Raw genomic sequence first — 23,883 nt, forward strand, 5'->3', positions numbered from 1 at the left:
TCTTGTCCGGCACCGGACCCCGGGCGGAACACACGACGACACAGGCGACCATGGAGCTCCGGCTCTATGGTCGTCGTCGTGTCGGTGCGTGAACTCGTCGTGCTCGGTACGGGCAGCCAGGCGCCCAGTCGGACCCGCAACCACAACGGCTACCTGCTGCGCTGGGACGCCGAGGGCCTGCTCTTCGACCCCGGCGAGGGCACGCAGCGGCAACTGCTGTTCGCCGGTGTGCCCGCGAGCGCCATCACACGGATCTGCCTCACGCACTTCCACGGCGACCACTGCCTCGGCGTTCCCGGCATCGTCCAGCGGCTCTCGCTCGACGGCATCGCCGGGCCCGTGCACGCCCACTACCCGGCATCCGGCGGGCACTTCTTCGCCCGGCTCCGCCACGCCACCCCGTTCCACGAGGTCACCGAGCTCCGGGAGGAACCCGTGGAGCGGGACGGCCTCGTCGCGACAGGACCGTTCGGCGAGCTGCGGGCGCGCCGGCTCGATCATCCCGTGGACGCCTTCGGCTACCAGCTCGTCGAACCGGACGGCAGGCGGATGGTGCCGGAGCTGCTCGCCCGGCACGGCATCAGCGGCCCCGACGTCGGGGAGCTCCAGCGCCGCGGCTCGCTGCGCGGGGTGTCGCTGGCCGAGGTGAGCGAGCACCGGCCGGGTCAGCGGTTCGCGTTCGTCATGGACACCCGCTTGTGTGATGCCGCGTTCGCGCTCGCCGACCAGGCTGACCTGCTCGTGATCGAATCCACATTCCTCACCGAGGACAAGAGACTGGCGCGGGACTACGGCCACCTCACCGCCGCCCAGGCGGCCCGGGTGGCCGCCGAGTCCGGGGTCCGCACCCTCGTGCTCACGCATTTCTCACAGCGGTACACGGAACCGGAAAGGTTTCACGACGAGGCAGCCGAGGTATTCGGCGGCCGGATCGTGGTAGCGACCGACCTCACGCGGGTCGCCGTACCACGGCGCCGTTGACGACGGAATAACGAGCCGTCGCGACGGCGTTCATTCGTGTGCTTGCTTGCATCAGGGCAAGTATCCCCGCCGTGAAAGGAGGCGGCACGCCATGGAAAAGATGAACTGGCGGCACCGTGCCGCCTGCCGTGACGAGGATCCCGAGCTGTTCTTCCCGGTGTCCGACATGGGACCGGGCGCGCAGCAGACAGCGGAGGCGAAGTCGATCTGCGCCCGCTGTCCGGTCCGTGACCAGTGTCTGTCGTACGCCTTGGACAACGGTCTCGACTTCGGGGTGTTCGGCGGTCTGACGGAACGCGAACGTCGCGAACTGGTGCGTCGCCGGAACCGGACGAACCAGCCGCACGCGGCCTGAGAAATTCGCGGCTCCGCGAATCGGTGACCGAGCTCACCGATTCCGGGGAACATCGGCCCCCGGGTCGATGTTGAAAAGAGTGACCGGCACGCGACAGTGTCCCCGGGCCTCACCAATTTGCCTTCGCGGAATACCGTTCGGCTGGAGCCGCGTCGCGCCATTCGCCGAGAGGCGACCGGCGTGTCGGTCACCATTTACGAGGAGAATCCCGCCACGCGTTGCCGTGGCGGGATTTTCTTTGTCGCGGCAGTGTCCGGTGTGCTCGCAACACCACCGGTGTCGCGCACCTGCCCGGTGCCCTACTCTGTGGCGAAAGAGACACGACGCGCGCACGCCCACGTGCTGGGGGTCGGCCACGCTGCAGTGTCGCCGCCGCGGCTCTCGTAGTTCCGTCCTCGGCCCATCGGGCAGATCCAGGAGGCGACACGGTGGCACCGCAGCAAGGCCAGGGAGCATTCAACGCCGCGACCGGGCGCAGTCTCGAGAGCGACAACGGCAAACCGCGCTACCTCGAGTACCAGCGGGAGCTCATCCGGCCGCACTGCGGACGCTCCGTCCTCGAGGTGGGTGCGGGGCTCGGCGAGTTCGCCTCCGGCTTCACCGGGTGCGAGCGCTATGTCGTCACCGATGTCGACCCGGATGCCGTCGGCCAGATGAAGTCCCGCTTCGCCGACCGGCCCGAGGTGGAGGTCCAGCAGTTCGACGTCGACGGCTCGGCGCGGCTGGAGCAGCCCGTGGAGTCGCTCGTCGCGATCAACGTCCTCGAGCACATCGCCGACGACGTCGCCGCGCTGAAGAACCTGGCGGACTCCGTGACGGCCGGCGGCAACATCATCCTCTTCGTGCCCGGATACCAGCAGCTCTACGGCGAGTTCGACCGGATCGTCGGGCACTACCGCCGCTACACGCCCGCGACCGTGTCGGCCGCGGCCGAGCGGGCGGGACTCACTGTGGCCCTCGCCCGCCCGGTGAACTTCCTGGGCGCCTTCGCCTGGTGGGCGGCGGTACGCAAGGGCGGTGCCGGTGCGCCCAACCCCAAGCTCGTCTCCATCTACGACCGGTTCGTCGTGCCCGTGACGCGCGCCATCGAGCAGCGCGTCAAGATCCCCTTCGGCCAGTCCGTACTCTGCGTCGCGAGGAAGAACGCGGCGTGACGCCCGCTCCCCTCCCGGCCCGGGTCGCCGGCCACGCACCAGGAGCGGCCCGCCGCGGGCCCTTCCACTCGGGATGAAAGTCGCGTCGCGATTGCGCGGGACCTCCGCACGGTGTAGCCCGGAGGTGAGTTGTCCGGGTGGCTGAGGAGGGGACCACTGATGGAGATCGTGCCTGTCGACACACCGTCACTGGGCGACCGCAGTTATCTGGTGCACGACGGGGAGGTGGCCTTCGCCGTCGACCCGCAACGGGACATCGACCGGATGCTCACGCTGCTCGAAGACCGTGGTGTGCGGCTGCTCGGAGTGTTCGAGACGCACATCCACAACGACTACGTGACCGGCGGCTACGCACTCGCCCGGATGACGGGTGCCGCCTACCACGTCAACGCCGAGGACCCGGTGACGTTCGAGCGGACGCCGATCCGGGACGGCGACGAGGTCAGGATCGGGTCCCTGCGGGTGCGCGCGCTCGCCACGCCGGGGCACACGTTCACACACCTCGCGTACGCGGTGACGGCGCCGGGCGAGCCGCCCGCGGTGTTCACGGGTGGCTCGCTGCTGTTCGGCTCGACGGGCAGGCCCGACCTGCTCGGCCCCGCTCACACCGGCGAGCTGGTGCACGCGCAGTACGCGTCGGCGCGGCGGCTCGCGGCCGAGCTGCCGGACGAGACACGTGTGTTCCCGACCCACGGGTTCGGCAGCTTCTGCTCGGCGACGCCGACCTCCGGGGACGAGTCGACGATCGGCCGGGAGAAGCGGATCAACCCGGCGCTGACCGAGGACGAGCAGTCCTATGTGAACTCGCTGCTGGCGGGTCTCGACGTGTTCCCCGCCTACTACGCGCACATGGCACCCGCCAACATGGCGGGCCCGGACGCGCCCGACCTCACACCGCCGCATCGCGCGGACGCCGCCGAGTTGCGCAAACGCATCGACGCGGGCGAGTGGGTGGTGGACCTGCGCACCCGCACGGCGTTCGCGGCGGGCCACGTCGCGGGCACGTTGAACTTCGGGATCGACGGCGGCTTCGCGACCTATCTCGGCTGGCTATTGCCGTGGGGAACCCCGCTGACGCTGCTGGGCGACACCCCGGACCAGGTCGCCGCCGCACAGCGCGAACTGGTCCGCATCGGGATCGACAGGCTCGAGGCCGCCGCCACCGGCGATGTCCGGGAGTGGGCGGCCGAGAGCGAGCTCCGGTCGTTCCCCACGGCGTGTTTCGCCGACCTCGCCCAGGTGCGGCACCACCGGCAGGTGGTGGTGCTCGACGTCCGCAGGCAGTCCGAGTGGGACGCCGGGCACCTGGACGACGCGGTGCACATCCCACTGCACGAGCTGCTCGACCGGCTCGACGACGTGCCGGACGGCGAGGTGTGGGTGCACTGCAAGTCGGGGTACCGCGCGGCCATCGCGGCCTCGGTGCTCGACGCGGCGGGCCGCCGGGTGGTGGCGATCAACGACGACTTCGCGTGAGTGACGCGGCTCAGGTCGTCTCGTCGGACCGGCGGCGCTCGATGAACGTGTCGGGCGCCGACTCCGGCACCTCCGTGCGCAGATCCGAGTCCCGCAGCACCTCGCGCGCCTGCGCTTCCGGGTCGGCGCTGCCGCCGGCCTCCTCCTCCGGCAACAACTCGGACCGCGACTGAGCGCGCTCGCCGACGGCGTTGCGATCGTCGAACACGGCGGGCCGGTCGAGGTCGTGCTCGCGCCGGAGTTGGTCCTCCTCGGCGGTGGTGAACTCCGTCTGGCCCAGGTCGAGGGGTTCGTCGCGCTCGGACATGGCCGCCGGGTACCCGGGGTCCCTGCGCTCCACACGACGTTGCCACCCGATTCCTACCCGAGGTAGGATCGAGGTGTGAAAATGAGTGTGAGCTTGCCGGACGAGGACGTGCAGTTCCTCGACACCTACGCGCGCGAGCACGACATCGGGTCGCGCTCGGCGGCGCTGCACCGCGCGATCACGCTGCTCAAGGCTTCCCAGCTCGCCGACGCCTACGCCGAGGCTTGGGAGGAATGGGAGCGCTCCGGCGAAGCGGAGGCCTGGGAGCCCGCCACGGCCGACGGCCTACGTTCCTGATGCGCCGCGGCGATATCTACCTCGCCGACCTGGAGCCGGTGCGGGGCGCCGAAACCAACAAGCGCCGCCCCGTGGTGATCGTCAGCAACGACGGTGCCAACGCGACCGCCGCCCGGCTGCATCGTGGCGTGCTCACCGTCGTTCCCCTCACGTCCAACACCCGGCGTGTCTACCCGTTCCAGGTGCTGCTGCCCGCCGCCGACGCGGGCCTGCAGCACGACTCCAAGGCCCAGGCCGAGCAGGTCCGCTCGATCGCGGTGGAACGCTTCGGCGCCCGGCTCGGCCGCCTGACGCCGAAGCTGCTGCAGGAACTCGACGACGCCCTGCGCCTCCACCTGAATCTCTGACGCCGTCAGCTCCGGAAGGCGGCGCAGGCCACGGCCACGTACGACTTCTCCGGCGCCCGCCACGCGACCTCCACCCACCGATTGTCGGTCACCTGCGTGTCGTCCGGGCCCACACAGCTGTACGTGCCGCCGACGACGTACGGACCGCACGGCTGCTCGGGCGACTCGGCATGGACGCAGGTCGTGTAGTTGTCGCAGGTGAGCGTGACCAGCTTGTCGGCGGCCATGGTGGTGCCGTCGCGCACGTTGAGCTTGCACGCGTTGTTCGGCGTGGCGTGCACGAGCGCGGGTTCGAGCTCCTCGGCCGCCGCGGGCACCACGGTCAGGGCACCGATGGTTCCCGCACAGACGGCCAGCACGGCAGCGCGCGACAACATCCTCACGATGGACGTCCTTCCACTGGGTTCAAGATCGACTTCACCCAGCGTATCCGGATGGACGCGCAGCGCTCCATCACCGAGTCGGCTGGTGGCCCCGGTCGCAGACACCTGCCCGCGCACAGCCCTGCTTACGTCCCGCGTGGGTAAGAGGCGGTGTGCTCCAGCACCCGGACCTTCGGCATCGGCTCGGTCTGCAGGGCGTCGGACATGTTCAGCTTGCCCTCCTGGAGCGCCCGGAACAGGCCGGCCACGACGTCGTTGAGGTCGTCGGCCTCCACCTCGTACACGGCGATGTAGGGCCCGCCGTCCCCGAGTGGCGCGAACCGGCGTCCGGCGAGGAAACCCGGCAGCGCGCACACCTCGGGCAGGTGCACCTGGTCGTACCACTCGTTGAACTCGGCCTCCCGTTCCGGCGAGCTGGGTCGCGTCTCGACGTACACGATTCCCTTCGGCATGGCAGCACTCCTTTGTCGGCCTGCTTCGGCCAACGCACTCTCGCACGACCTCTGCCCGGCAGGCGAGCCGCCGGACGGGCGGCGCGGGTTTGAAAGGGGTCGCGCAGGGTATCCGGGCCGAGGCTGGGCGAGTTGGCAAGAAGGCGGGAGTCGTTGACGCTGGCGGAGAAGACGGAGGTCATCCGGCTCGGGCTGGTCGCCGACCCGGATACACCACGACAGATCGCGGAACGCCTCGCGGAGTCACTGCCCGAGGAGCTCTCCGGCGAGCGCGAGTGGCAGATCGACGTCGAGACCGATCCCGTAACCGCCGGCCTCCGCGAGACCTGGGAGATCCTCGACCTCACCGAGCAGAAGCGGCGCGAACACGGCTGGCACTACGCCATCTGCATCACCGACCTGCCCGTTCGCACCAGCAGTGGTCCGCTCGTCGCGGAGGTCGACCACGACCAGGGCACGGCGGTCGTGTCGGTTCCCGCGCTCGGCGGTTTCCAGCCTCGGCGCCGGGTCGGTCAGGTGATCCGGCAGGTACTCGACGACCTGAGGGGCGAGCACGGGGAGCGTCCCGGCGAGGAGACGGAGGAGCTGCGGCACGGCCTGAGCAGCTCCCTGACCCGGGTGGTCGCGCCGATCCGCCGGCGAGCGGTCACCGAGCCGCGCGGGGCGGTCGACGTCCAGTACGTGTCGACCCGCACCCGCGGGCGCGTGCGCCTGCTGACCGGGATGGTGCGCACCAACCGGCCCTGGCGGCTGATCTTCGGTTTGTCGCGGGCACTGGCCGCCGCCGTCGCGACGAGTGCCTTCGGCCTGTCCTCCACCACGATCTGGATGATCGGCGACCAGCTCGGGACCACGAACAAGATCATGGTGATGGTCGCCGCGGTCGCCGCCCTGGTGTTCTGGCTCATCGCGGCCCACGACCTGTGGGAGACCAGGCGCAGCGCCGTCGACCGGGAACTGGCGTGGCTGTACAACGCGTCGACCCTGCTGACACTCACCATCGGCGTCGTCGTGCTGTACGCGATCCTGTTCGTGGTGAACGTCGTGCTGGCGACCCTGATCGTGCCGTCGTCATTGCTGTCCAGCACGGTCGGGCGGACAGCCGGCCTGGGCACCTATCTGTCCGTGGCCTGGGCGTTCACGACACTCGGGGCGATCGCCGGCGCACTCGGGTCGAGCCTCGAAACCGATCACGCGGTGCGCCAGGCCGCGTACGGCTACCGCGAGAGCACACGGCGCGCCGAGCACCAGCGCGAGCAAGAGCAACGCGAGCACGGCGAGGACCTGTAGCCGCCGCCCAGGTCGCCGTGTCCGCCGTTCCGGTAGCCGTGTCCGCCGGCTGCGCGTCGGACAGCGGCCGCCCCCTGTGGAACCCGTATCCCACGACGGCCGGCGGGACGCTCAGAGCTGGACGCCTCTGGTGAGTGCGCCGTCCACGACGAGGTTGGTTCCGGTGATGAAGCTCGCCGCCGGGCTGGCGAGGAACGCCACGGCGTTCGCCACCTCCTCCGGCGTGCCCATCCGGCCCGTGGGATTCAGCGACAGGGCGTGCTGGTACAGCTCGGGGTCGTTCTGTTCGGTGTTCTCCCAGATGCCACCCGGGAAATAGGTGTTGCCCGGTGACACGCTGTTGGCGCGAATGCCCTTGTCCGCCAGCTGATACGCCAGCCCCTGCGTGTAGTGGACGAGCGCCGCCTTGAACGTGCCGTAGGGTCCGGCGGCGAAGTCGATCTCGCGCCCGGACACGCTGGAGATCGTGACGATCGAGCCGGCCGAGCTCCGTTCCAGATGTGGCATCGCGGCGTTGACGAGCCGGACGGAATGCATCATGTCGACCTGGAAGCTGGTGTTCCAGTTCTCCTCGGACTCGCCGATCGCCAGCGCGCTCACGTTGGCCACCACGATGTCCACACCGCCCAGCTCGGCCGCGCTGTCGTCGACCCACTGCCGGATCGCGGCCGCGTCACCGACGTCCACCGCGCGTCCGGTCGCCGGGTAGCCGTCACCGCGCAGCTCCTCGACGAAGGTGTCCACATCCGTCTTGGTGCGCGCACAGAACGACACGGCGGCGCCCTCCGCCGCGAGCGTGTTCACCGTCGCGCGTCCGATTCCCTTGGTGCCGCCCGTGACCAGCGCGCGGAGCCCCTTCAAACGCAGATCCATGCTCTTCCTTCCGATCTCTCAGACGACGCTCGCGGCGAGCTCACGAAGCCGGCGGTGCATCCCGTCATAGGCGTTCGCGGCGGGTAGCAGCTCTTTCGGGACCTTCGTGGCCGCGCTGTAGTTGGCGTCGCACACGTTGGCCAGCGGTGACTCGCTGATCTGCGTCAGCAGCTGGTAACCGTCCATTTTGTCCAGTCCGTACAACTCACCGAACCAGTGGATCATGTCGACCTGGCTCGCCCGCCACGCGTCCTCGAGCGGACGGCTGGAGCCGATCACCACCAGGTGGTCGTCGGATTCGATGCGCGGCCACGCCGGTGCGCCGCCCTTGATGAGGTCGACCAGGAGGGTGACGTTCATGGCACCCTCCACGGCCGTACCGCACGACTCACCCTCGCCCTGCCGGTAGTGTCCGTCCCCGACGGAGAACAGCGCGCCCTCCACATTGACGCCGAGGTAACACGTCGATCCGGCACGCATTTCCGGCGTGTCCATGTTGCCGCCGAAGGTGTCCGGCACCAGGGACGACCGCGCCTCCCCCGCGGCCGGCGCGACACCGACGGTGCCGAGCATCGGCGCCATCGGAAGCTCCAGGCGAAGCTCGGTGGACTGAGCCACGAACTCCACGCTGCGGCGCTCGGTGTTCACCTCGTAGATCCAGGTGCGCTCCGGCAACGGATCCTGCAACGTCACGGTGCGGTCGGTGCTGGTCAGCCCTCCGAACAGGGGGATCGTCGTGGAGGCGCCCCAGCTTCGCGCGGGCGTGAGGTCGACGATGTGCAGCGCCAACGTGTCACCCGGCTCCGCTCCCTCCACATAGAACGGCCCCGTCTGCGGATTGACGTAGGGCATGTCGAGCGACACGCTGGGCATGTCGGTGATGTTCCGCAGACGTCCGCAGAACGCGTCGTCGGTCCACAACTTCAGCATCGAGCCCGGCTTGATCTGGTGCGTCGGGGCGACCCCGCCGAAGGTCCAGGCGTACTGCTCCGGTTCCGGCGTGTACTCGATGACGTCCACGTACTGTCCTCCTACCGGCGAATCCGCGAGTCGTTCCGCAGCCGAGTTCCCCAGCGTCCACAATGTCCCGGCGTGGCGGACGATCGCGAACGCTCACGCCTCGTTCCTACTCATGATCCGCACCGGCGGCTATATGTCGCCGCCCACACCGGAATGGTTGCAATACGACGGAAACACGCAGGTCACGAGCGTGAAATTCCGCCTCGGTTCAGCCGGTGACGGCCTCGGCGGGCGAGCGGCCGAGGACGTTGCCCTCGCTGTCGAGGGCCTCGACAGCGACATACCGGGCCGCGGCGGGGAGGTCGACCTCGGTCTCGAAGCCGACACGGGCCGCGTCGGCGACCGGCTCGAGAGCGATCGGGCCGTTCCCGGCCAGCACGCGCCAGGTGGCGACCTCGGTCGCGCCGTTCCAACTGGCGTAGACATCGGTGCCGCCGTCGGTGTCGGTGACGCCGGCGACCTCCGGGTCGTCGGCCGGCTGCCCGACCCACGTCTTGCGGTAGGCGCGGTAGGAACGCATGCCGTCGGCGATCTCGGCGTGCAGCGCCACCGAACCATCCGCGGCGTACTCCGTGTAGCCGGGCCCGCCACCCCAGCCGACGAATGCGTGCCCGCCCGGCATGACCTGGTGGTTGCCCATGTTCGGGCTCAGCACCGGGTCCGCCCGTGGCAGGTCTCTGGCCAGCTGGGCGGTGCGCGCGGTCTCGTCGAGCCACAGCGTGATCGCCCGCGACCGGTCCTTGGCCCCTCCGGCGCCGTTGTCGAACAGCGTGATGGTGCCGTCGGGACGGCGCCGGGCATCGTGCTGCCACTCGAACCCCGTGCCCGGCCCCATCCGGAAGTCGCTGCGCTTGCCGCCGAGGCGCCAGTTGACGGCACCGGTGTCGCGGTTCAGCTGGTAGACCGCGTGGGTGTTGCGAGCCGAGATGAGCAGGCTGCCGTCGCCGTCCTCGGCGACCGAGTTGATGTGGAAGTAGTCCCAGGGCACTGCCGGGTCCTGCGAGACGGGCACGAACGACTCGTCGATGCCGACGTGCTCGAGACTGTTCCATTCGAACAGCACCCGTCCCGTGGCGATGTCGACCTCCTGCACCACGCCCTCGTAGACGGAGCCGTCCGCCGGACCACCGACGGGCGTCAGGTCCATCGGCACGGTGCGGTAGGCCAGCAGCAGCGCGGTGTCGCGGGGCGTGATGACGAAGTCGTGCAGATCGGCCCGCACTCCGTTGCCGGTACGGACCGTGGCGATCTGCCGGTACGACTGGTCCATGATCACCGCCTCGCCCTCGCCGTAGCCGGGCGGTACGACGACGCTGCCCTGCCACCACGTGAGCACCGGCTTGCCCTGGTAGGTCTGCGCCTTGAAGTCCTGCACGGCCACGCCGGCCGGACTCGGCGCGAACCAGATGGGCTGCCCCTGGTCGTCGACGATCAGCGGGCCGGGCTGGCCCGAGGGCTGCCCCTGCGGCAGCGGCGCGATGAAGATGCCACCCGGCAGGGTGCCGTTGGCGGGTGTGATGGTGTCGACCAGGGGCGGGTGCAGGTCCGGCTCGGTGACGAACTGCCAGCCGAGCTGTTCCTGAGCCGCGGCGTGCGGGGCGGCGACGAGCGAGCACGCCGTCGCCAGCACGACACCGGCGATCCCGAGCCTGAACGTCTTGCCTCCGCGCTCCCCACGGCGGACGGCGTCTACCGGTGTGCTCACTGCGGCCCTCCAGTCACGGCAGCCTCGCTGACGACTACCCGAACGGCGACGGGAACTTGCCCTCGGCACGGACTCGCTCGACGAGCTCTGGCATCGAGGCGCTGTCGTTGACGTGCGGGAATTCGACGTCCGGCACGTCGACGCCGAGGAACTCGCACAGCGGCTCCCAGCCGGAGCCGACCTCGTACTCGAGCAGCCGCGAGGCCGGCACGGTGCCGCGGACCTCCTCGTTGTGCCGCTCGAACACCTCGATGGCGTGATCGCGGTCCTCGAAACGGCCACCGAAGGTGCCCTCCCAGATCATCTTTCCGACCAGTGGGCGGAAGACCTCCGACATCTCGGCAGGCACAGCGGGGTCGGTCTCGGCCGTGTAGAACTGATAGATCGTCTTGTACGTGCTGTCGTACCAACGCTGCGGGTCGCGCACGGTGAGGAGCACCTTCGACTCCGGGTACGCCTCGGCGATCTGGGACCAGAAGGCGCAGCCCGGCCAGTCCACAGTAGACTGGTAACCGGCGAAAACCTTGGACCAGTCCATGTCCTCTCCGTCGACCGCGCGGCGCCAGTGGTGCATCTTCCCGGGGTCGGCGATGACGTCGAACATGTGGTAGCACGGGCCGAATCCGAGGTGTTCCAGCGCTGCCTTCATGGATGCGGTGCCGGTCCTCCCGAACCCGGCGCCGACGATCTTCATCGTGGAATCGCCTCCCGTGACGGCCGAAGTCTTTTCAGTGGGAAAGTAACGTCGGAGTGCCGACTATGCCGCGCCGTGTGCACGACCGCCTGCCGAAAACAGCCGATCGGATGTCCCTGTGTGAGTGACCCGTTCGATCACCGACCGTGGTGGCACGAGGTCAGAACCAATCCACCCGGGCCGGCCGGGTTGCCCTTCGTGGCCGCTTCCGGACAAGTGCGGAGCAGGTACCACGACGTCGCACCAGACTCGAGACCCGACACCACGGCGCATCGAGTCTCGGAGGTGGGACATGTCGACACCTTCTGGCCAAGCTTCCGGGCCGGCCGCCGACAGCGGCGGTCAGCCGGGATCGACCTCCACCGCGGAGGCTCCGCAAGGCCCGCCGGATTCCGGCGAGCCATCCGCCGAGACGCCGAGCACGACGCCCGACTCGGCGCAGGACGACCCGGCGCCGGACGACCCGGCGCAGGACGACTCGGCGCAGGAGGCACCGTCCGGTGGCACGACGGAACCGGCGCCACCACCGGACGACCACGCGGAAAGCAGCGATCCGGACACGGCAGGCGGACCGCCGGCCGAACCCGGCTCGGACGGCGCACCACACGAGGGCGATACCCAGGAGGTCCCGCTGCCGGGCGAGGAACCCCGGGCCGAGGCGGAGAACAGCGCGATACCCGGAATCCTCCCCGGTGCGGACGTGACGGAGGTGGGCGAGGACCGCCCGCCGGGGCCCCTTTCCGGCGAGGAGGTCGTACCGGACGACGACGAGTTCAAGGCAAGCGTTCGGAAGCAAGCTCCACCCATCGAGACTCCGGCGTCCATACTGGACGAGCTCGGGCAGCAGTGGCGCAATGCCGGCGCCGACGCCGAAGCCGCGCACGCCGATGGCTCGGGTGGAATGGACGTTGTCGTCCAGTCGTGGAACGACCCCGCGCTCGAGGAGCTGCGGCGCCGGACCGATCCGTCGCTCGCCGAGACGAGGAGCGTCCGCGACTCCGCCGGCGCACTGGACGAACAGGTCCGGCGCGCCGGCGAGCAAGCCCGAGCCGCCGCGGACGGGATGGAACGGAACATCGAGCGTCAGGCGCCGGGGTACTACCTCGCCACCGCGACTCTGCCACCCGGCGAACGCGAGGTCGCTGCGCAACGCATCGTCGACCTCACCGCGGCCGGCAACCGCGACCTCGCCAACCAAGCGGCGAACAGCATCGCGAACGACCCGGGGTGGGACCGCGTCGAAGCCACAGCCACCCCGGCGCCACCAGCACCGGAGAATCCCACGCCGGCGGTCCTGGCGGCGGCCTCGGTCGGCGCCGATGCTGCCGCGAGTGTCGCCACACAGCGGTATGCGGCCACGATGGCGGCCGAGGGATTCGACGACGTGGCAGGCAAGGTGCTCAAGCTCGGGGCGTTCGCCGGACCCGCGTTGGGCCTGCCCATCGCGATCGCCGGCGCCGCCTACGACGCTCACGAAGCGCCGCCCGACAACAGGGAATCGCTCACCCGAGCGGCCGTGTCCAACGGGGCGGGCTGGTTGGCGAGCATCGCCATGGGCACGGCCATCGGTACCCCGATCGGCGGCGTCCCCGGGGCAGTGATCGGTGCGGTCGCCGGCGGCATTTACGGCGTGGCGACCTCCGGAATGGTGGACGCGATGTTCGAGCACGGCACCGAGGACCGGAACCACCTCGCCGATGGGTGGAATGCTGTGGTGGACACAGGCGCATCGCTCTGGAAGGCCGTGACCCCGTGATCGCCGAGCAACGACCAGGAGACGCCGTGACCGACGACGACAAGCCATCGCCACCCGAACTCCCTCCGGTCCTCTACCTTCCGTGTCTGGAACACGTCGAAGCACCGGAGGATGCGGTCATCGAGTACGTCCGCACTGACCGCGGGCACGTGGCGCTCGTGGGGTACTCATCGCTCGATCAGCTGAAGGCCCGGTGCGGTGACGACCGGCCTTGGCTGCGGTGTCCGACCGAGATGGTGGGCCGGATCAGGGAGGCGGCGCCTTTTGACGCCGTACTGATCGACGTCGCCATGCCACCCGGGCTACGACGGGACACCAACCGATCGGTCGACAGTGGACAGGAGGCGGACCGTGACCCGCTATGACCTGGACCCCGACGGGGTCGGCAAGGGACTCAGCCTGCTCCGAGCGGCGGGTGAGACCTTCGGCTCGGCGTGGCGACAGCGCCGCGACGCGCTCACAACCGGGCTTTCCGGAGTCGGCAACGACGTCGTCTCGCAGGCATTCCGATCCAGGTACCTACCACTCGCCGAACGGCTGATGGCGCGAGCCGACGCCATCTCACCCTCGTACCGCAACGTCTGCGACGACGCCCAGTGCTGCGTCGACGACTACCTGGCAGCGAACGCACGCGGCACCGACGCGATGCACCGGCTGACCGACGCGGAAGCCGGACGCCCGCGGTAGGCCCTTCCGCCACGACCGGCGGTCGGGGTTCCTGCTGTATCTCCGGTGCGGCCCGGCCGTGGACGCAGCTTCGCCGTGGTCAGGCCGCGCCGAGCCGCCGGGTGAGCTCGGTGAGCGCCTCGCCCAGCGGCCGGTCCACCCGGACGGTCGCGTACCGGTCGCCCCGGGTCACGCCCAGGTTGACGATCGCGACGGGCTTGCCCGCTCGCGCCGCACGGCGGACGAACCGCAGGCCCGACATCACGGTCAGGGAGGAGCCGAGCACCAGCAGCGCGGACGCGGCATCGACCAGGTCGTAGCAATGCTCCACACGGGACGGCTCGACGTTCTCTCCGAAGAACACCACGTCCGGCTTCAGCACACCGCCGCAGTCGCGGCACGGTACGACGCGGAATCCGCGCACGTGCTCGTCGGCGAGGTCCACGTCGCCGTCCGGGTTGATCCGCGTGGCGGTGGCGTCGAAGTGCGGGTTCGCGGCACGCAACCGGCGGTCCAGTTCCTCCCGCGAGCTCGTCGCTCGGCACGACAGGCACACGACCCGGTCGAGGCTGCCGTGCAGTTCCACCACGTCCCGTGTGCCGGCGGCCTGATGCAGCCCGTCGACGTTCTGCGTGATCACGCCGCGCACGAACCCCGCCGCCCGCAGCGCGGCGACCGCGCGGTGCCCGTCGTTCGGGGCCGCCCGCGCGATGGTGCGCCACCCCAGGTGGCTGCGCGCCCAGTAGCGGCGCCGCGCGTGCTCCCCGGCGACGAACTCCTGGTACGTCATCGGCGTGTGCCTGCGCAGGCTCCCGGTAACGCCGCGGTAGTCCGGAATGCCGGATTCGGTGGAGATGCCCGCCCCGCTCAGCACGGCGACGTCCCCGTCCCCCACGATGCGGACCACGTCCTCCAGGCTGCTCGTCCGGGGCAGCGGATCACCCGCCGGCGTCCAGCTCAGGGTCGGTCGCGTCCGCACGCCGCCAGTGTAGGCGGGCACGTCGGACCGGGTGGGTGCGTCGACCAGTCCCCCGTCACGGTGCGGGTCTCGTGCCTGGCCGGTGAGCCGCGATGTCGAGGGCAAGCCCGTCGCGGCAGGGGACCTGGCCGGCAGGACGCGCAGGTGGGGTCCGCGAAGCCCCCGAAGCCGTGTACAGCGCACGAAAAAAACCCGCCGACCTGGCGACAATCGCAGGTCAACGGGCTTTCGAACTGTGGAGCTAAGGGGACTCGAACCCCTGACCCCCTCACTGCCAGTGAGGTGCGCTACCAGCTGCGCCATAGCCCCGTGTGTAGCGGCTTTCGTCGCTCACGTGCCAACCAATGTACCCCACCCCGACACCCGCTCTGCACGGGGGGTCGGCTTAACGATCCGAGCGCAGGGTCGCCGGGTCGAAGGTGTCGAGGTCGTAGTCCTCGTCGGGCTCCGGCGCGGGCGCCGGGGCACGGCGACGGCCCGCGGCGAGCCGCTCCTCCCGCCGCCGCTGGAACTCCTCCACCGTCAGCCCAGGGTCGTCGCCCTGCGCACGAGCGGGCGCGGGGACACCGGAGAGCTGCTCGATCAGGTACGTCATGTGCTCTCCGAGCAGCAGCGCGACCTTGTTGTAGCTGGCCTGTGTCGCCTCCCGCATCGCGACCTGCGCGACCTCCACGATGAGCGAGCCGAGCCGCTCGGGGCCCCAGTTCACCGCTGCCGGGGCCAGCCACAGGTCGATCAGCTTGCCGCGCGCGTCGACGGTGATCTCGATGGTGCTGTCCAGGTCGTGAGCGGTTCCCGTGGCCTGCGCCAGCACCGCGTCGACCCTGGCCAGCGCCTCCTGGCGCGCCCGCGCGTCGTCGATGAGCTGTCTCGTCGTCCGCTCGATGGGCACCTGCTCCACCACTCAGCGTCGTCCTCCCAGGTACGGCACGTCGTCCTCGTCGTCCGGGAGCGGCTCGTAACCGAGCGTGCTCAGGTGCTTCTCGCCGTCCGGACCGAGTACCGGAGCCAGCGCGCGGTACATCCGGTCGCCCGCACGCCGTGTCGCGCGGTGTGCCAGCTCGGTGATCTGCTGGGCGAGCGCGTCCGAGCCCGCCCGCAGTGCCGCGTGTGTCAGCCGCACGTCGGTGAGGAGTCCACCGGGCGCCACCTCGACCCGGATGCCACCGTCGGCCGATTCGGCGCGGCCCGTGACACCACCGACGCGGTCGAACCGTTCCCGCGCCTGCTCCGCCGCGCGTTCGGCCTGGTCGGCGACCCGGGATGCCTCCAGGTCGACATTGATCTCCACCACGTCACTCCTAGCCGGTCGGGCGGTAGAAGCCGAGGAACTGCTGGCCGGCGTTGTCGGTGCGGATCGGGTTGATCTGCACCGGGTCGCCCGCCTCGATCATCAGCCCGTCGCCGATCACCATCGCGACGTGGCCGTCCCACACCACCAGGTCCCCCGGCAGCAGCTGGTCCTGCGACGGCACCTCGGCCCCGATCGTCTGCGCGCTGGAGTGCCGTGGGATCTCCAGACCGGCCTCGCCGTACGAGGTCATGGTGAGGCCGCTGCAGTCCAGCCCCTCGCCGCGCGCGGTGCCGCCCCACACGTACGGCACGCCGAGCTGGGACAACGCCGCCCGCACGGCCTTGGCCGCGGTCTCGTTGGGCGCCTCGACGGTCGAGCCGTTCGGCAGGTTGATCTTGACGCCGGTACCGGGCTGGGGCGGGATCGCGACGGGCAGGCGTGGCTTCGTAGCCGTTCCCCCACCGCCGCCGCTGTAGCCACCACCGCCGGAGTCACCGCCGCCACCGGACCCGCCGGTGCCCTGGCTGTTGAACGAGGACGCCACCTGCGTGCCCCCGCCGGAGCCACTCGGCGTGGTGGACTGCTCGCCGCCGCCCAGCTTGCCCGCGATGCCGGTGAGCGTGTCGAGGGTCCGGGCGCTGGTGTCGGCGGCCTGCCCGGTGAGCTCGCCGATGGTGCGTTGCAGCTGCACGAGCAGCTGGCGCACCGCGGCCTGGCCGCCCGTGGGCACGGGAGGCGTCTGCCGGGCGGCCGCGACCGCCTTCATCGTGGAGCTGATCTCGCGGATGATCTGCTCGCGGATGCGGTCGTTCTCGATCTGGCCGACCTTCAGCGCCTCCGCAGCCTCGGTGACCGCGTCCTCGATCTGCCTGCTCTCGTCGAGGAGCGCGTCGATCTCCCGCTCCAGGCTCTGGGACGTGCTCGTCGCCAGGTCGGCGGCGTTGCCCGACGCCCGCGAGGCGAGCGTCACGCGCTGTGCCCCGGCGGTGCCGCGCACTCCGTCGAGCGACGTCCGCAGTGCCGTGTGGCCGTCGGCGGCGCCCTGGATCGCCGAGTCGTCGGTACGCATCTTCTGCGCGAACCGGTCCGGCAGGTCCAGGGCCGTGTGCATCAGCTGGGCTGTCTCGGTCATCCCAGCTCCTTGCCGAGCCGGGCGATCGTGGCCTGCTGATCGGCCTCGACCGCGTCGTAGTTGGCACTGGTCTGCCGTGCGGCGTCGGCCATCTGCTGCCAGTTCCCGCCGAGCCGGCCGAGCCGTTCCTGCAGGCTGCGCATCCGGCCGGCGTACGCACCGGTGAACCCGGCCTCGGACCCCATCGCCGAGAAGCCGTCCCCGGCCAGTTCGACATGTGGCGCGACGTGGCCTTCACTCGCCTTGCGCACGTCGTCGCCCGTCGGATCGATCGACCGTGCGTAATCGGTGTAGGCGCCGTCGTCGACCTGGAAACCCTGATGCGGCGTCCCGTCCACGTACCCTCCTCGTCCCCCATGAGGTGCGACGCGGCCGCGGCCTGCGCGGTTCCGGCGAGCACCCGGCGCTCAGCCTAGAACACCGAACGTGCACGGAAGGGTGGAAACGCTAACCTCGCGAACCGGCCGTCAGCTTGTCGAGCCACCGCTGGTCGCGGAAGTCGACGATCTTGCCGTCGGCCACGACGGTCGGTGTCCCGAATCCGCGCTGGCCGTCGCCGAAGTCCTGGTGCAGGCTCGGGTCGTTGCTGATGCGTTCCATCTCCGCCGTGAGCTGCCGGTCGAACCTGCCGTTGCGGACGCCGTCGGCGAAGGCCTGGCTCGTGATGCCGAGGTCGCGCCCGAGCTGGATGAGCTGGTCCTTGCTGTAGCCGCGCTTGCCCTCCTCGGGCTGGCTGGCGTAGAGGCTGTCGTGGAACGCGGTGAACTTGCCCTCGTCGGCGGCCAGCAGGGCGGCGTTGGCGGCGTCGAGCGAGTAGCCGGGCGGATCGGAGGCGTTCACGAGCAGCGGCACCATGTGCGTGCGGACCTGCAGCACGCCGTCGGCCACCTTCTGCTGGATCTGCCGGCCGTAGGCCTCGTGGAACTGGCGGCACACCGGGCACAGGAAGTCGGCGTAGACGTCGATGGTGGTCGGCGCCTGCGGGTTGCCGGTGACGACGACGAGGCCCTCGCGCCGCTCGGGGTAGTCGGAGGCGATCGGCTGCGCCGTGGGGATGGACTGTCCCTCGGTCTCGTTCTGCGAGGCGTTCGTCCAGACGATCCCGCCGACCACGACGGCGGCGATGGCGACCACCGCCGCGACGATGATGCCGATCCGCTTCGGGTCCGTCCCACTCCTGGCCTTGGCGACGGCCTGCTTGCCCATCTGCTGCTGCCGGCGCTTCCGCGCGGTCCGTTCGGCTCCGCCCACTGGGGTCCTTCCTCGTGCGTGCGCCTTCTAGGCTAATGACCGCGTGGAAAGACCCGGTGAGGAGTTGGGTGTGCGGCTGGCATGAGGCTTCCCGATCTGCCGGTGCGCGACGTCCTCGACGAGCTGCGCGCCGAGCTCGGCCGGCACGGCACGGCGGTGCTCGTCGCCCCACCCGGCACCGGCAAGACGACCGTGGTGCCGCTCGCGCTGGCGGAACCGGCCGCGGGCCGGATCGTGGTCGCCGAGCCGCGCAGGCTCGCCGCTCGCGCCGCCGCGACCCGGATGGCGGCACTGCTGGGTGAGCCGGTGGGCGAGACCGTCGGGTACGCGGTCCGCGGTGAGCGGCGGGTGTCGGCACGCACGCGGATCGAGGTCGTGACCACGGGCCTGCTGGTACGCAGGCTGCAGCGCGATCCCGAGCTGCCGGGAGTGTCCACCGTGCTGCTCGACGAATGTCACGAGCGCCACCTCGACGCCGACCTGCTCCTGGCGTTGCTGCTCGACGTCCGCGCCGGCCTCCGCGACGACCTCACGCTGCTGGCAACCTCCGCGACCGTGGCCGCCGACCGGCTCGCCACCCTGCTCGGCGATGCCCCGGTGGTCACCGCGCACGCCCGGACCCACCCCGTCGACGTCGTGTACTCCCCACCCGCACGCGGGGAACGCATCGAGGCGTGTGTGGCCAGGGCGGTCCGCGCCGCACTGTCCGAACGGGACGGAGATGTGCTCGTGTTCCTCCCGGGTGCCGGGGAGATCGCGCGGGTCACGCGGCTGCTCGACCTCCCGGACGTCGACGTGCTGCCGCTGCACGGCAGGTTGTCGTCGGCTCGGCAGGACGCCGCCCTGCGGGAGGGCGGCCGCCGCCGGGTGGTGCTGGCGACGGCGGTGGCGGAGTCGAGCCTCACCGTGCCCGGGGTGCGGGTGGTCGTCGATTCCGGGCTGGCCAGAGTGCCGCGTGTCGACCACCGGCGTGGCCTGCCAGGGCTGGCGACCGTCCGGGTGTCGGCGGCGGTCGCCGACCAGCGGGCGGGCCGGGCCGGTCGGCAGGGCCCGGGTGTCGTGTACCGGTGCTGGCCGGCGCACGAGCAGGCGAGCCTGCCGGCGTACCCGGAGCCGGAGATCCGTACCGCCGAGTTGTCCCGGCTGGCCCTCGAGCTGGCGTGCTGGTCCACGCCGGACGGCAGCGGGCTCTCGTGGTGGGATCCGCCGCCCGAGGGCGCGCTCGCGGCGGGCAGGCGGCTCTTGCACACGCTCGGGGCGGTCCGCGAGGACGGCACGGTGACCGAGCGGGGGTCACGCATGGCGGCACTGGGCTTGCATCCGCGGCTGGCGCGGGCCCTGCTGGACGGCTCGGCGGAGATGGGCGCCGAGGCGGCGGCCGAGGTCGTCGCGCTGCTCGACCAGGGCGCCTCCCTCACCGACGTGGACGCCGAGTTGCGCAGGCTCCGCGGGGCGCGCGACGCCCAGGACGGCACGCGCTGGCGGCGGGAGGTCCGCAGGCTGACGGGGCTCCTCGGTGATCCGGGCGGCCGTCGTGGGGCGCGGGAGTCGGCGGGCACGGCGACACGGGCGGCGAACACGGCTACGCGGGCGGCAGACACGGTGACCGGTACCGCGGACACGCGGGATCCGGCTGCCGTCGTGGCGCTGGCGCATCCGGAACGGCTCGCGCGCCGCCGCGGGCCGGCGTCGAACGTGTACCTGATGGCCGGGGGCACCGCGGCCGAGTTGCCGCCCGACAGCGGGCTCGGGGACGCCGAGTGGCTCGCCGTCGCCGAGGCCACGCGCGAGCCCGGCCGCGCGCACGGCGTCATCCGGCTCGCGGCACGCGCCGACGAGGACCTGGCCACCCGTGTCGCGGCGAACCTGGTGACGGAGACCGATGAGGTCGCCTGGTCCGACGGGGACGTCGTGGCGCGGTGGGTTCGCAGACTCGGCGCGATCACGCTCACCGAGCGGCCGCTGACCTCGCCGGACCCACAGCTCGTGCGGCAGGCCGTGCTCGACGGCCTGAGCCGCGAGGGGCTCGGGCTGCTCGGCTGGCCCGCCGGCGCGACCCGGCTGCGGCAGCGCATGGCGTTCCTGCACGTCCACCTGGGCGGGGCGTGGCCCGACGTATCGGACGCGGCACTGCTGTCGCGAGTGGACGAATGGCTTGAGCCGGAGCTGTCCACGGTCCACCGCCGCGCCGACCTGGCCCGCATCGACACGACGTCGGCGTTGCGGAGGCTGCTGCCGTGGCCGGAGGCGATCCGGTTCGACGAGCTGGCACCCGACCGCATCGAGGTACCGACGGGGTCACACATCCGCGTCGACTATTCCGGCCCCGACCCCGTGCTCGCCGTGAAGCTGCAGGAGACGTTCGGGTGGCAGGCGACGCCGCGGATCGCCGACGGCCGGGTGCCCGTGGTGCTGCACCTGCTGTCGCCGGCGGGCAGGCCGGCGGCGGTGACGTCCGATCTGGAGTCGTTCTGGCAGCAGGGGTATCCGGCCGTGCGTGCCGAACTCCGCGGCCGGTACCCGAAACATCCGTGGCCGGAGGACCCGCTGACCGCCGAACCGGCCCGCGGCACCAACCGGCGTCCTAGGTGAACAGCTGGCGTTGCGGCCGGGCAGGCAACGTCCGGGCGAGGTCCTCGTCGTCGTCCTCGTGCAGTCCCAGCTGGACGGCCTCGCGGATCTGCATGCGGTTCTCCCGCACGACCTCGGCGAAGAAGTGGTCGATGCGCTCGTCGGTGAGCACGTCCAGGATCACCCGGATGGTGGTGTCCACCACGGACTTCACGATCTCGTCATGGAAGGGCAGCCGCTGCAGCCGGCCCGCCTGCGGGTCGTTCTTCAGCTTCTCGGTGACGATCTCGCGCAGCATGTCCTTGTGCTCGCCGAGCGAACGCGCGAGGTTCTCCGGGTAGTTGCCGGTCTCCAGCACCTTCACCACCTCGTCGAGGACGGCGATCGTGACCGGTTTCTTGATGGCGAGCACGATCGGGCGGGAGAACCGCTCCACCATGCGCTGAGTGAAGCGCTCGCCGAAGGCGCGATCGGCCGTGCGGGCGAGTCGCACGACCACGACGACCACCCGCAGCAGGCGAAACCCGCGCAGTGCCGGGTGCGCGACGGGGATCATGCCGAGGATCTCGTACCAGCCTCGGACGGGGAACATCTTGTCCCAGCCTGCGGCGCGCCAGCGCCAGAGGAACTCGACGAGGAAGACGCCGCAGATGCTGGTGTCGATGATGAAGATCGTGCGCGCGGTCTCGGCCGGCACGTCGACGAAGAGCAGATAGCAGAGCAGGCCCACGGAGACGATCGCGAGCGCGAGCATCACGAGGTCCACAAGGCTCACCCGTCGCCGAGGCTGCGGCGTGCCAGTGGTCATGGGCGGCATTGTGCCTGACGCCGGGCGGCGGGGCCGCGCGGAAGGCCGGGGAGGCGCGCCGCGAAGCGGCGGAGCCGCTCGCAGCGCGCCGCCCGCCTGCACCGCCGCGGGTTCTGACATGGTTCCTCGCGAGGACAGCGCCGACGTGGTGAATTGGCATTCATGAGGAGGCGATCCCGCAGCGAGGGGCCATGTCAGGTTCCGCTACCCGCCAAGCGAACCGCGCCCAACGATCCCTACGACGTGGTGGCCTGGATGAACGCGAGCACCTGTGGCCACGAGGTGGCGTAGGCGGTGGCGTTGATCTCGTTGCCGTGGGTGCGGCTGTCGCTGAACCCGTGCTCGGCCTCCGGGTAGAGGTGCACGATGCTCGGGGCGCCGGTGCGCGAGTGCAGCGCGTCCTGCAGGCGCTGGAAGCTCTCGTGCGGCACGAGGGTGTCGCGACCCGGGTACAGCATCATGGTGGGCGCGGCGATCCGGGCGGTGTGCTCGACGGCGTCGACCGTGTGGTTCGGCGCGGGCGGGATCGGGACGGTCGGGTGGTAGGCGATCACGTTGGCCAGCCGGTCGTCCCGGCCGCCGAGGATCAGCGCGAACCTGCCGCCGAGACACCAGCCGATCACCCCGACCTTGCGCAGGCCCAGCTCGCCGAACATGTGGTCGAGCAGCGTGCGCATCTCGTTCAGGCAGGTCTCGTCGTCCAGCTTGCCCATGAGGTCGAACAGCACCTCGCGCGAGGTGTCGTCGGCGCTCGGTCCGTGCCAGGGGTCCCAGCTCAGCGCGGTGACGCCGGTGCGGGCGATGTCGTCGGCGAACTCCCGCACGCGCTCGCCGATGCCGGTGATCATCGGCAGCAGCAGCATCCCGCTCGTGCCGCCGCCTGCCGGCCGCGACAGGTACGCGCCGAGCTCGCCGACCTTGATCGTGGAAGTGTCGATCTCGTGTGCCATGACCCGAACCTAGCGGCATCATGGATGACCATGCGCTCGAAGAGTACGCTCGCCGAGCAGATCGAGGGGCTGTTGCCCGACAGCATCGAGGCGCTCGACGAGGAGCACAAGCAGGTGCTGGCCGACGCGCTGCGGCAGGCACGCAGGCGGCAGGCCGCCGCCCTGGAGGCCGCCGCGGAGGACTCGCTGTCGCACATCCCGTTCTTCCTCCGGGGCGCGGTCCGCAAGGCGGCGGGCCTGTGAGTGACGCGCTCGACCGGCTGTCCGCCCACGCCGAGGTGCTCAAGCTGGCCCGCGTGCTCGGCGAGGATCCGGACCGGTTCGGCTTCCTGCTCGACGTTCCCGCCGGCGACATCAGGGTCCTGCGCGGGCAGGTCACCGAGGCCCTGCACGGGGCCCACCTGCCGGTGCTGCGCAGGCTGGCCGGTGCGAGCAGGTTGCTGCCCGCGCCGGTGCTGGCCGTCATGGCGGAGAAGGCGTTCGGCGCCCTGCTGAGCGCGCGCATCGCGGGCCTCGTGGACGCCGACCGCGGCGCCGACATCGCGGGCAGGCTCTCCCCCGGTTTCCTCGCCGACATCGCCGCGGAGCTCGATCCGGCACGCGCGGTGGACATCATCACGCGCCTGCCACCCGAGACGGTGACGGCGGTGAGCCGCGAGCTCCGGCGACGCGAGGACTGGATCACGCTCGGCCGCTTCGTGGGCAACGTTCCCGCCGACGTCGCGGCGGCGGGGCTCGACGTGCTCACCGAACCGGACCTGCTGCGGGTGGCGTTCGTTCTCGACGACACGTCCACGGCCGACGTTCTGCTCAGCCGCGTGCCCGGGGAGCGCTATCCCCGGCTCGTCCACGCCGCGGACGAGCACGACCTGTGGCACGCGTTGTTCCTGCTCCTCTCGCGGCTCGGAGCGGAGACGCGGCGGCGGGTGGTCAGGGCCGCGGCCGGGCTCGAACGGGAGGTACGCGACCGGGCCGCCGCGCAGGCCCACGAGTTCGGTGTACTGGACGAGCTGCCGCCGCTTCGCGAGGTCCTGCTCGGCTGACCGGGTGCTGGTGCGTGGACGGCAGACACGGATACGTGAACCGCGCACACGGCTACCTGAATCGCAGACACGGTGACCCAGACGGCAGACACGGCTACC

The 23,883-nt window shown here is 70.9% G+C and carries 28 protein-coding genes and 1 tRNA gene; 13 read left to right on the forward strand and 16 right to left on the reverse strand.

The window, feature by feature from the left end:
• Positions 1-78: 78 nt before the first annotated feature.
• The 4 genes from ACFSZT_RS26475 (at position 79) to ACFSZT_RS26490 (ending at position 3,966) form a co-directional block, all read left to right on the forward strand.
• Positions 79-981, forward strand: a complete 903-nt coding sequence (locus tag ACFSZT_RS26475; RefSeq protein WP_377388058.1) for a ribonuclease Z — start codon at positions 79-81, stop codon at positions 979-981.
• A 91-nt stretch (positions 982-1,072) separates the two neighbouring features.
• Positions 1,073-1,336 carry a WhiB family transcriptional regulator gene (locus tag ACFSZT_RS26480; protein WP_377387994.1) on the forward strand — a complete coding sequence of 88 codons (264 nt, stop codon included), beginning with the start codon at positions 1,073-1,075 and terminating at the stop codon, positions 1,334-1,336.
• A gap of 428 nt (positions 1,337-1,764) precedes the next feature.
• Positions 1,765-2,490 (forward strand): class I SAM-dependent methyltransferase, encoded by a 726-nt coding sequence (locus ACFSZT_RS26485; RefSeq protein ID WP_377387992.1) that lies wholly within the window; start codon positions 1,765-1,767, stop codon positions 2,488-2,490.
• A gap of 159 nt (positions 2,491-2,649) precedes the next feature.
• Positions 2,650-3,966, forward strand: coding sequence for a rhodanese-like domain-containing protein (locus ACFSZT_RS26490; RefSeq protein ID WP_377387990.1), 1,317 nt, complete (start codon positions 2,650-2,652; stop codon positions 3,964-3,966).
• Positions 3,967-3,976: 10 nt separating this feature from the next.
• On the opposite strand, the gene ACFSZT_RS26495 is transcribed toward ACFSZT_RS26490, so the two are convergent.
• Positions 3,977-4,273 carry a hypothetical protein gene (locus ACFSZT_RS26495; RefSeq protein WP_377387988.1) on the reverse strand — a complete coding sequence of 99 codons (297 nt, stop codon included), beginning with the start codon at positions 4,271-4,273 and terminating at the stop codon, positions 3,977-3,979.
• A gap of 81 nt (positions 4,274-4,354) precedes the next feature.
• On the opposite strand from ACFSZT_RS26495, the gene ACFSZT_RS26500 reads away from it, so the two are divergent.
• Together ACFSZT_RS26500 and ACFSZT_RS26505 are read left to right on the forward strand one after the other, a co-directional pair.
• Entirely contained in the window at positions 4,355-4,570 is a 216-nt protein-coding gene (locus tag ACFSZT_RS26500) for an antitoxin (RefSeq protein WP_377387986.1), read from the forward strand.
• Positions 4,570-4,917, forward strand: a complete 348-nt coding sequence (locus ACFSZT_RS26505) for a type II toxin-antitoxin system PemK/MazF family toxin (RefSeq protein ID WP_377387984.1) — start codon at positions 4,570-4,572, stop codon at positions 4,915-4,917. Before ACFSZT_RS26500 ends, ACFSZT_RS26505 begins: the two co-directional genes overlap by 1 nt.
• 5 nt (positions 4,918-4,922) lie before the next feature.
• Here ACFSZT_RS26505 and ACFSZT_RS26510 read toward each other — a convergent pair whose 3' ends face one another.
• Together ACFSZT_RS26510 and ACFSZT_RS26515 are read right to left on the reverse strand one after the other, a co-directional pair.
• On the reverse strand, positions 4,923-5,294 hold the full coding sequence (locus tag ACFSZT_RS26510; RefSeq protein ID WP_377388056.1) for a hypothetical protein: 372 nt from the start codon (positions 5,292-5,294) through the stop codon (positions 4,923-4,925).
• A 131-nt stretch (positions 5,295-5,425) separates the two neighbouring features.
• Entirely contained in the window at positions 5,426-5,752 is a 327-nt protein-coding gene (locus ACFSZT_RS26515) for a hypothetical protein (RefSeq protein ID WP_377387982.1), read from the reverse strand.
• A 132-nt stretch (positions 5,753-5,884) separates the two neighbouring features.
• Here ACFSZT_RS26515 and ACFSZT_RS26520 point away from each other — a divergent pair, with 132 nt between their 5' ends.
• Positions 5,885-7,042, forward strand: a complete 1,158-nt coding sequence (locus ACFSZT_RS26520; RefSeq protein ID WP_377387980.1) for a hypothetical protein — start codon at positions 5,885-5,887, stop codon at positions 7,040-7,042.
• A 111-nt stretch (positions 7,043-7,153) separates the two neighbouring features.
• On the opposite strand, the gene ACFSZT_RS26525 is transcribed toward ACFSZT_RS26520, so the two are convergent.
• The 4 genes from ACFSZT_RS26525 to ACFSZT_RS26540 all read right to left on the reverse strand — a co-directional run bounded on the left by ACFSZT_RS26525 (position 7,154) and on the right by ACFSZT_RS26540 (position 11,334).
• The gene (locus tag ACFSZT_RS26525) at positions 7,154-7,915 is read right to left on the reverse strand and encodes an SDR family NAD(P)-dependent oxidoreductase (RefSeq protein WP_377387978.1); all 762 of its coding nucleotides are present in this window, start codon (positions 7,913-7,915) and stop codon (positions 7,154-7,156) included.
• An 18-nt stretch (positions 7,916-7,933) separates the two neighbouring features.
• Entirely contained in the window at positions 7,934-8,935 is a 1,002-nt protein-coding gene (locus ACFSZT_RS26530; RefSeq protein WP_377387976.1) for an acetamidase/formamidase family protein, read from the reverse strand.
• A 208-nt stretch (positions 8,936-9,143) separates the two neighbouring features.
• The gene (locus ACFSZT_RS26535) at positions 9,144-10,640 is read right to left on the reverse strand and encodes an arylsulfotransferase family protein (protein WP_377387974.1); all 1,497 of its coding nucleotides are present in this window, start codon (positions 10,638-10,640) and stop codon (positions 9,144-9,146) included.
• Between the two features lie 34 nt (positions 10,641-10,674).
• On the reverse strand, positions 10,675-11,334 hold the full coding sequence (locus ACFSZT_RS26540) for a sulfotransferase family protein (protein ID WP_377387972.1): 660 nt from the start codon (positions 11,332-11,334) through the stop codon (positions 10,675-10,677).
• 292 nt (positions 11,335-11,626) lie between these two features.
• Between ACFSZT_RS26540 and ACFSZT_RS26545 the strand changes: the two genes are divergently transcribed.
• From ACFSZT_RS26545 to ACFSZT_RS26555, 3 genes are read left to right on the forward strand one after another with little or no spacing between them, the layout of a single operon-like run.
• A complete protein-coding gene (locus ACFSZT_RS26545) occupies positions 11,627-13,090 on the forward strand; it encodes a WXG100-like domain-containing protein (RefSeq protein WP_377387970.1) in 1,464 nt (487 codons plus the stop codon).
• A 26-nt stretch (positions 13,091-13,116) separates the two neighbouring features.
• The gene (locus ACFSZT_RS26550; RefSeq protein ID WP_377387968.1) at positions 13,117-13,455 is read left to right on the forward strand and encodes an SAV_915 family protein; all 339 of its coding nucleotides are present in this window, start codon (positions 13,117-13,119) and stop codon (positions 13,453-13,455) included.
• Positions 13,442-13,777: a hypothetical protein gene (locus tag ACFSZT_RS26555; protein ID WP_377387966.1), complete on the forward strand. Its 336-nt coding sequence runs from the start codon at positions 13,442-13,444 to the stop codon at positions 13,775-13,777. Before ACFSZT_RS26550 ends, ACFSZT_RS26555 begins: the two co-directional genes overlap by 14 nt.
• Before the next feature lie 79 nt (positions 13,778-13,856).
• Here ACFSZT_RS26555 and ACFSZT_RS26560 read toward each other — a convergent pair whose 3' ends face one another.
• The 7 genes from ACFSZT_RS26560 to ACFSZT_RS26590 form a co-directional block, all read right to left on the reverse strand.
• Positions 13,857-14,735 (reverse strand): NAD-dependent protein deacetylase, encoded by an 879-nt coding sequence (locus ACFSZT_RS26560; protein ID WP_377387964.1) that lies wholly within the window; start codon positions 14,733-14,735, stop codon positions 13,857-13,859.
• A gap of 236 nt (positions 14,736-14,971) precedes the next feature.
• Positions 14,972-15,044, reverse strand: a tRNA-Ala gene (locus tag ACFSZT_RS26565).
• Between the two features lie 76 nt (positions 15,045-15,120).
• Entirely contained in the window at positions 15,121-15,639 is a 519-nt protein-coding gene (locus tag ACFSZT_RS26570) for a YbaB/EbfC family nucleoid-associated protein (protein ID WP_377387962.1), read from the reverse strand.
• Complete coding sequence (locus ACFSZT_RS26575) at positions 15,640-16,026, reverse strand: YbaB/EbfC family nucleoid-associated protein (RefSeq protein ID WP_377388054.1); 387 nt, start codon at positions 16,024-16,026, stop codon at positions 15,640-15,642. It abuts the gene before it with no gap.
• Positions 16,027-16,036: 10 nt separating this feature from the next.
• Complete coding sequence (locus ACFSZT_RS26580; RefSeq protein ID WP_377387960.1) at positions 16,037-17,161, reverse strand: C40 family peptidase; 1,125 nt, start codon at positions 17,159-17,161, stop codon at positions 16,037-16,039.
• Complete coding sequence (locus ACFSZT_RS26585) at positions 17,158-17,499, reverse strand: hypothetical protein (protein WP_377387958.1); 342 nt, start codon at positions 17,497-17,499, stop codon at positions 17,158-17,160. The genes ACFSZT_RS26580 and ACFSZT_RS26585 overlap by 4 nt, the downstream gene beginning before the upstream one ends.
• A gap of 109 nt (positions 17,500-17,608) precedes the next feature.
• Positions 17,609-18,412: a DsbA family protein gene (locus tag ACFSZT_RS26590; RefSeq protein ID WP_377387956.1), complete on the reverse strand. Its 804-nt coding sequence runs from the start codon at positions 18,410-18,412 to the stop codon at positions 17,609-17,611.
• 81 nt (positions 18,413-18,493) lie between these two features.
• Here ACFSZT_RS26590 and hrpB point away from each other — a divergent pair, with 81 nt between their 5' ends.
• Entirely contained in the window at positions 18,494-21,004 is a 2,511-nt protein-coding gene (gene hrpB, locus ACFSZT_RS26595; protein WP_377387955.1) for an ATP-dependent helicase HrpB, read from the forward strand.
• On the opposite strand, the gene ACFSZT_RS26600 is transcribed toward hrpB, so the two are convergent.
• Both ACFSZT_RS26600 and ACFSZT_RS26605 read right to left on the reverse strand, forming a co-directional pair.
• The gene (locus ACFSZT_RS26600; protein WP_377387954.1) at positions 20,997-21,791 is read right to left on the reverse strand and encodes an ion transporter; all 795 of its coding nucleotides are present in this window, start codon (positions 21,789-21,791) and stop codon (positions 20,997-20,999) included. The genes hrpB and ACFSZT_RS26600 overlap by 8 nt on opposite strands.
• Before the next feature lie 236 nt (positions 21,792-22,027).
• The gene (locus tag ACFSZT_RS26605; protein WP_377387953.1) at positions 22,028-22,741 is read right to left on the reverse strand and encodes a dienelactone hydrolase family protein; all 714 of its coding nucleotides are present in this window, start codon (positions 22,739-22,741) and stop codon (positions 22,028-22,030) included.
• A gap of 30 nt (positions 22,742-22,771) precedes the next feature.
• Here ACFSZT_RS26605 and ACFSZT_RS26610 point away from each other — a divergent pair, with 30 nt between their 5' ends.
• Both ACFSZT_RS26610 and ACFSZT_RS26615 read left to right on the forward strand, forming a co-directional pair.
• Positions 22,772-22,984, forward strand: coding sequence for a hypothetical protein (locus ACFSZT_RS26610; protein WP_377387952.1), 213 nt, complete (start codon positions 22,772-22,774; stop codon positions 22,982-22,984).
• Positions 22,981-23,784: a hypothetical protein gene (locus ACFSZT_RS26615; protein WP_377387950.1), complete on the forward strand. Its 804-nt coding sequence runs from the start codon at positions 22,981-22,983 to the stop codon at positions 23,782-23,784. Before ACFSZT_RS26610 ends, ACFSZT_RS26615 begins: the two co-directional genes overlap by 4 nt.
• Positions 23,785-23,883 lie beyond the last annotated feature (99 nt).

Source organism: Prauserella oleivorans (assembly GCF_042685745.1).
Lineage (GTDB): Bacteria > Actinomycetota > Actinomycetes > Mycobacteriales > Pseudonocardiaceae > Prauserella_A > Prauserella_A oleivorans.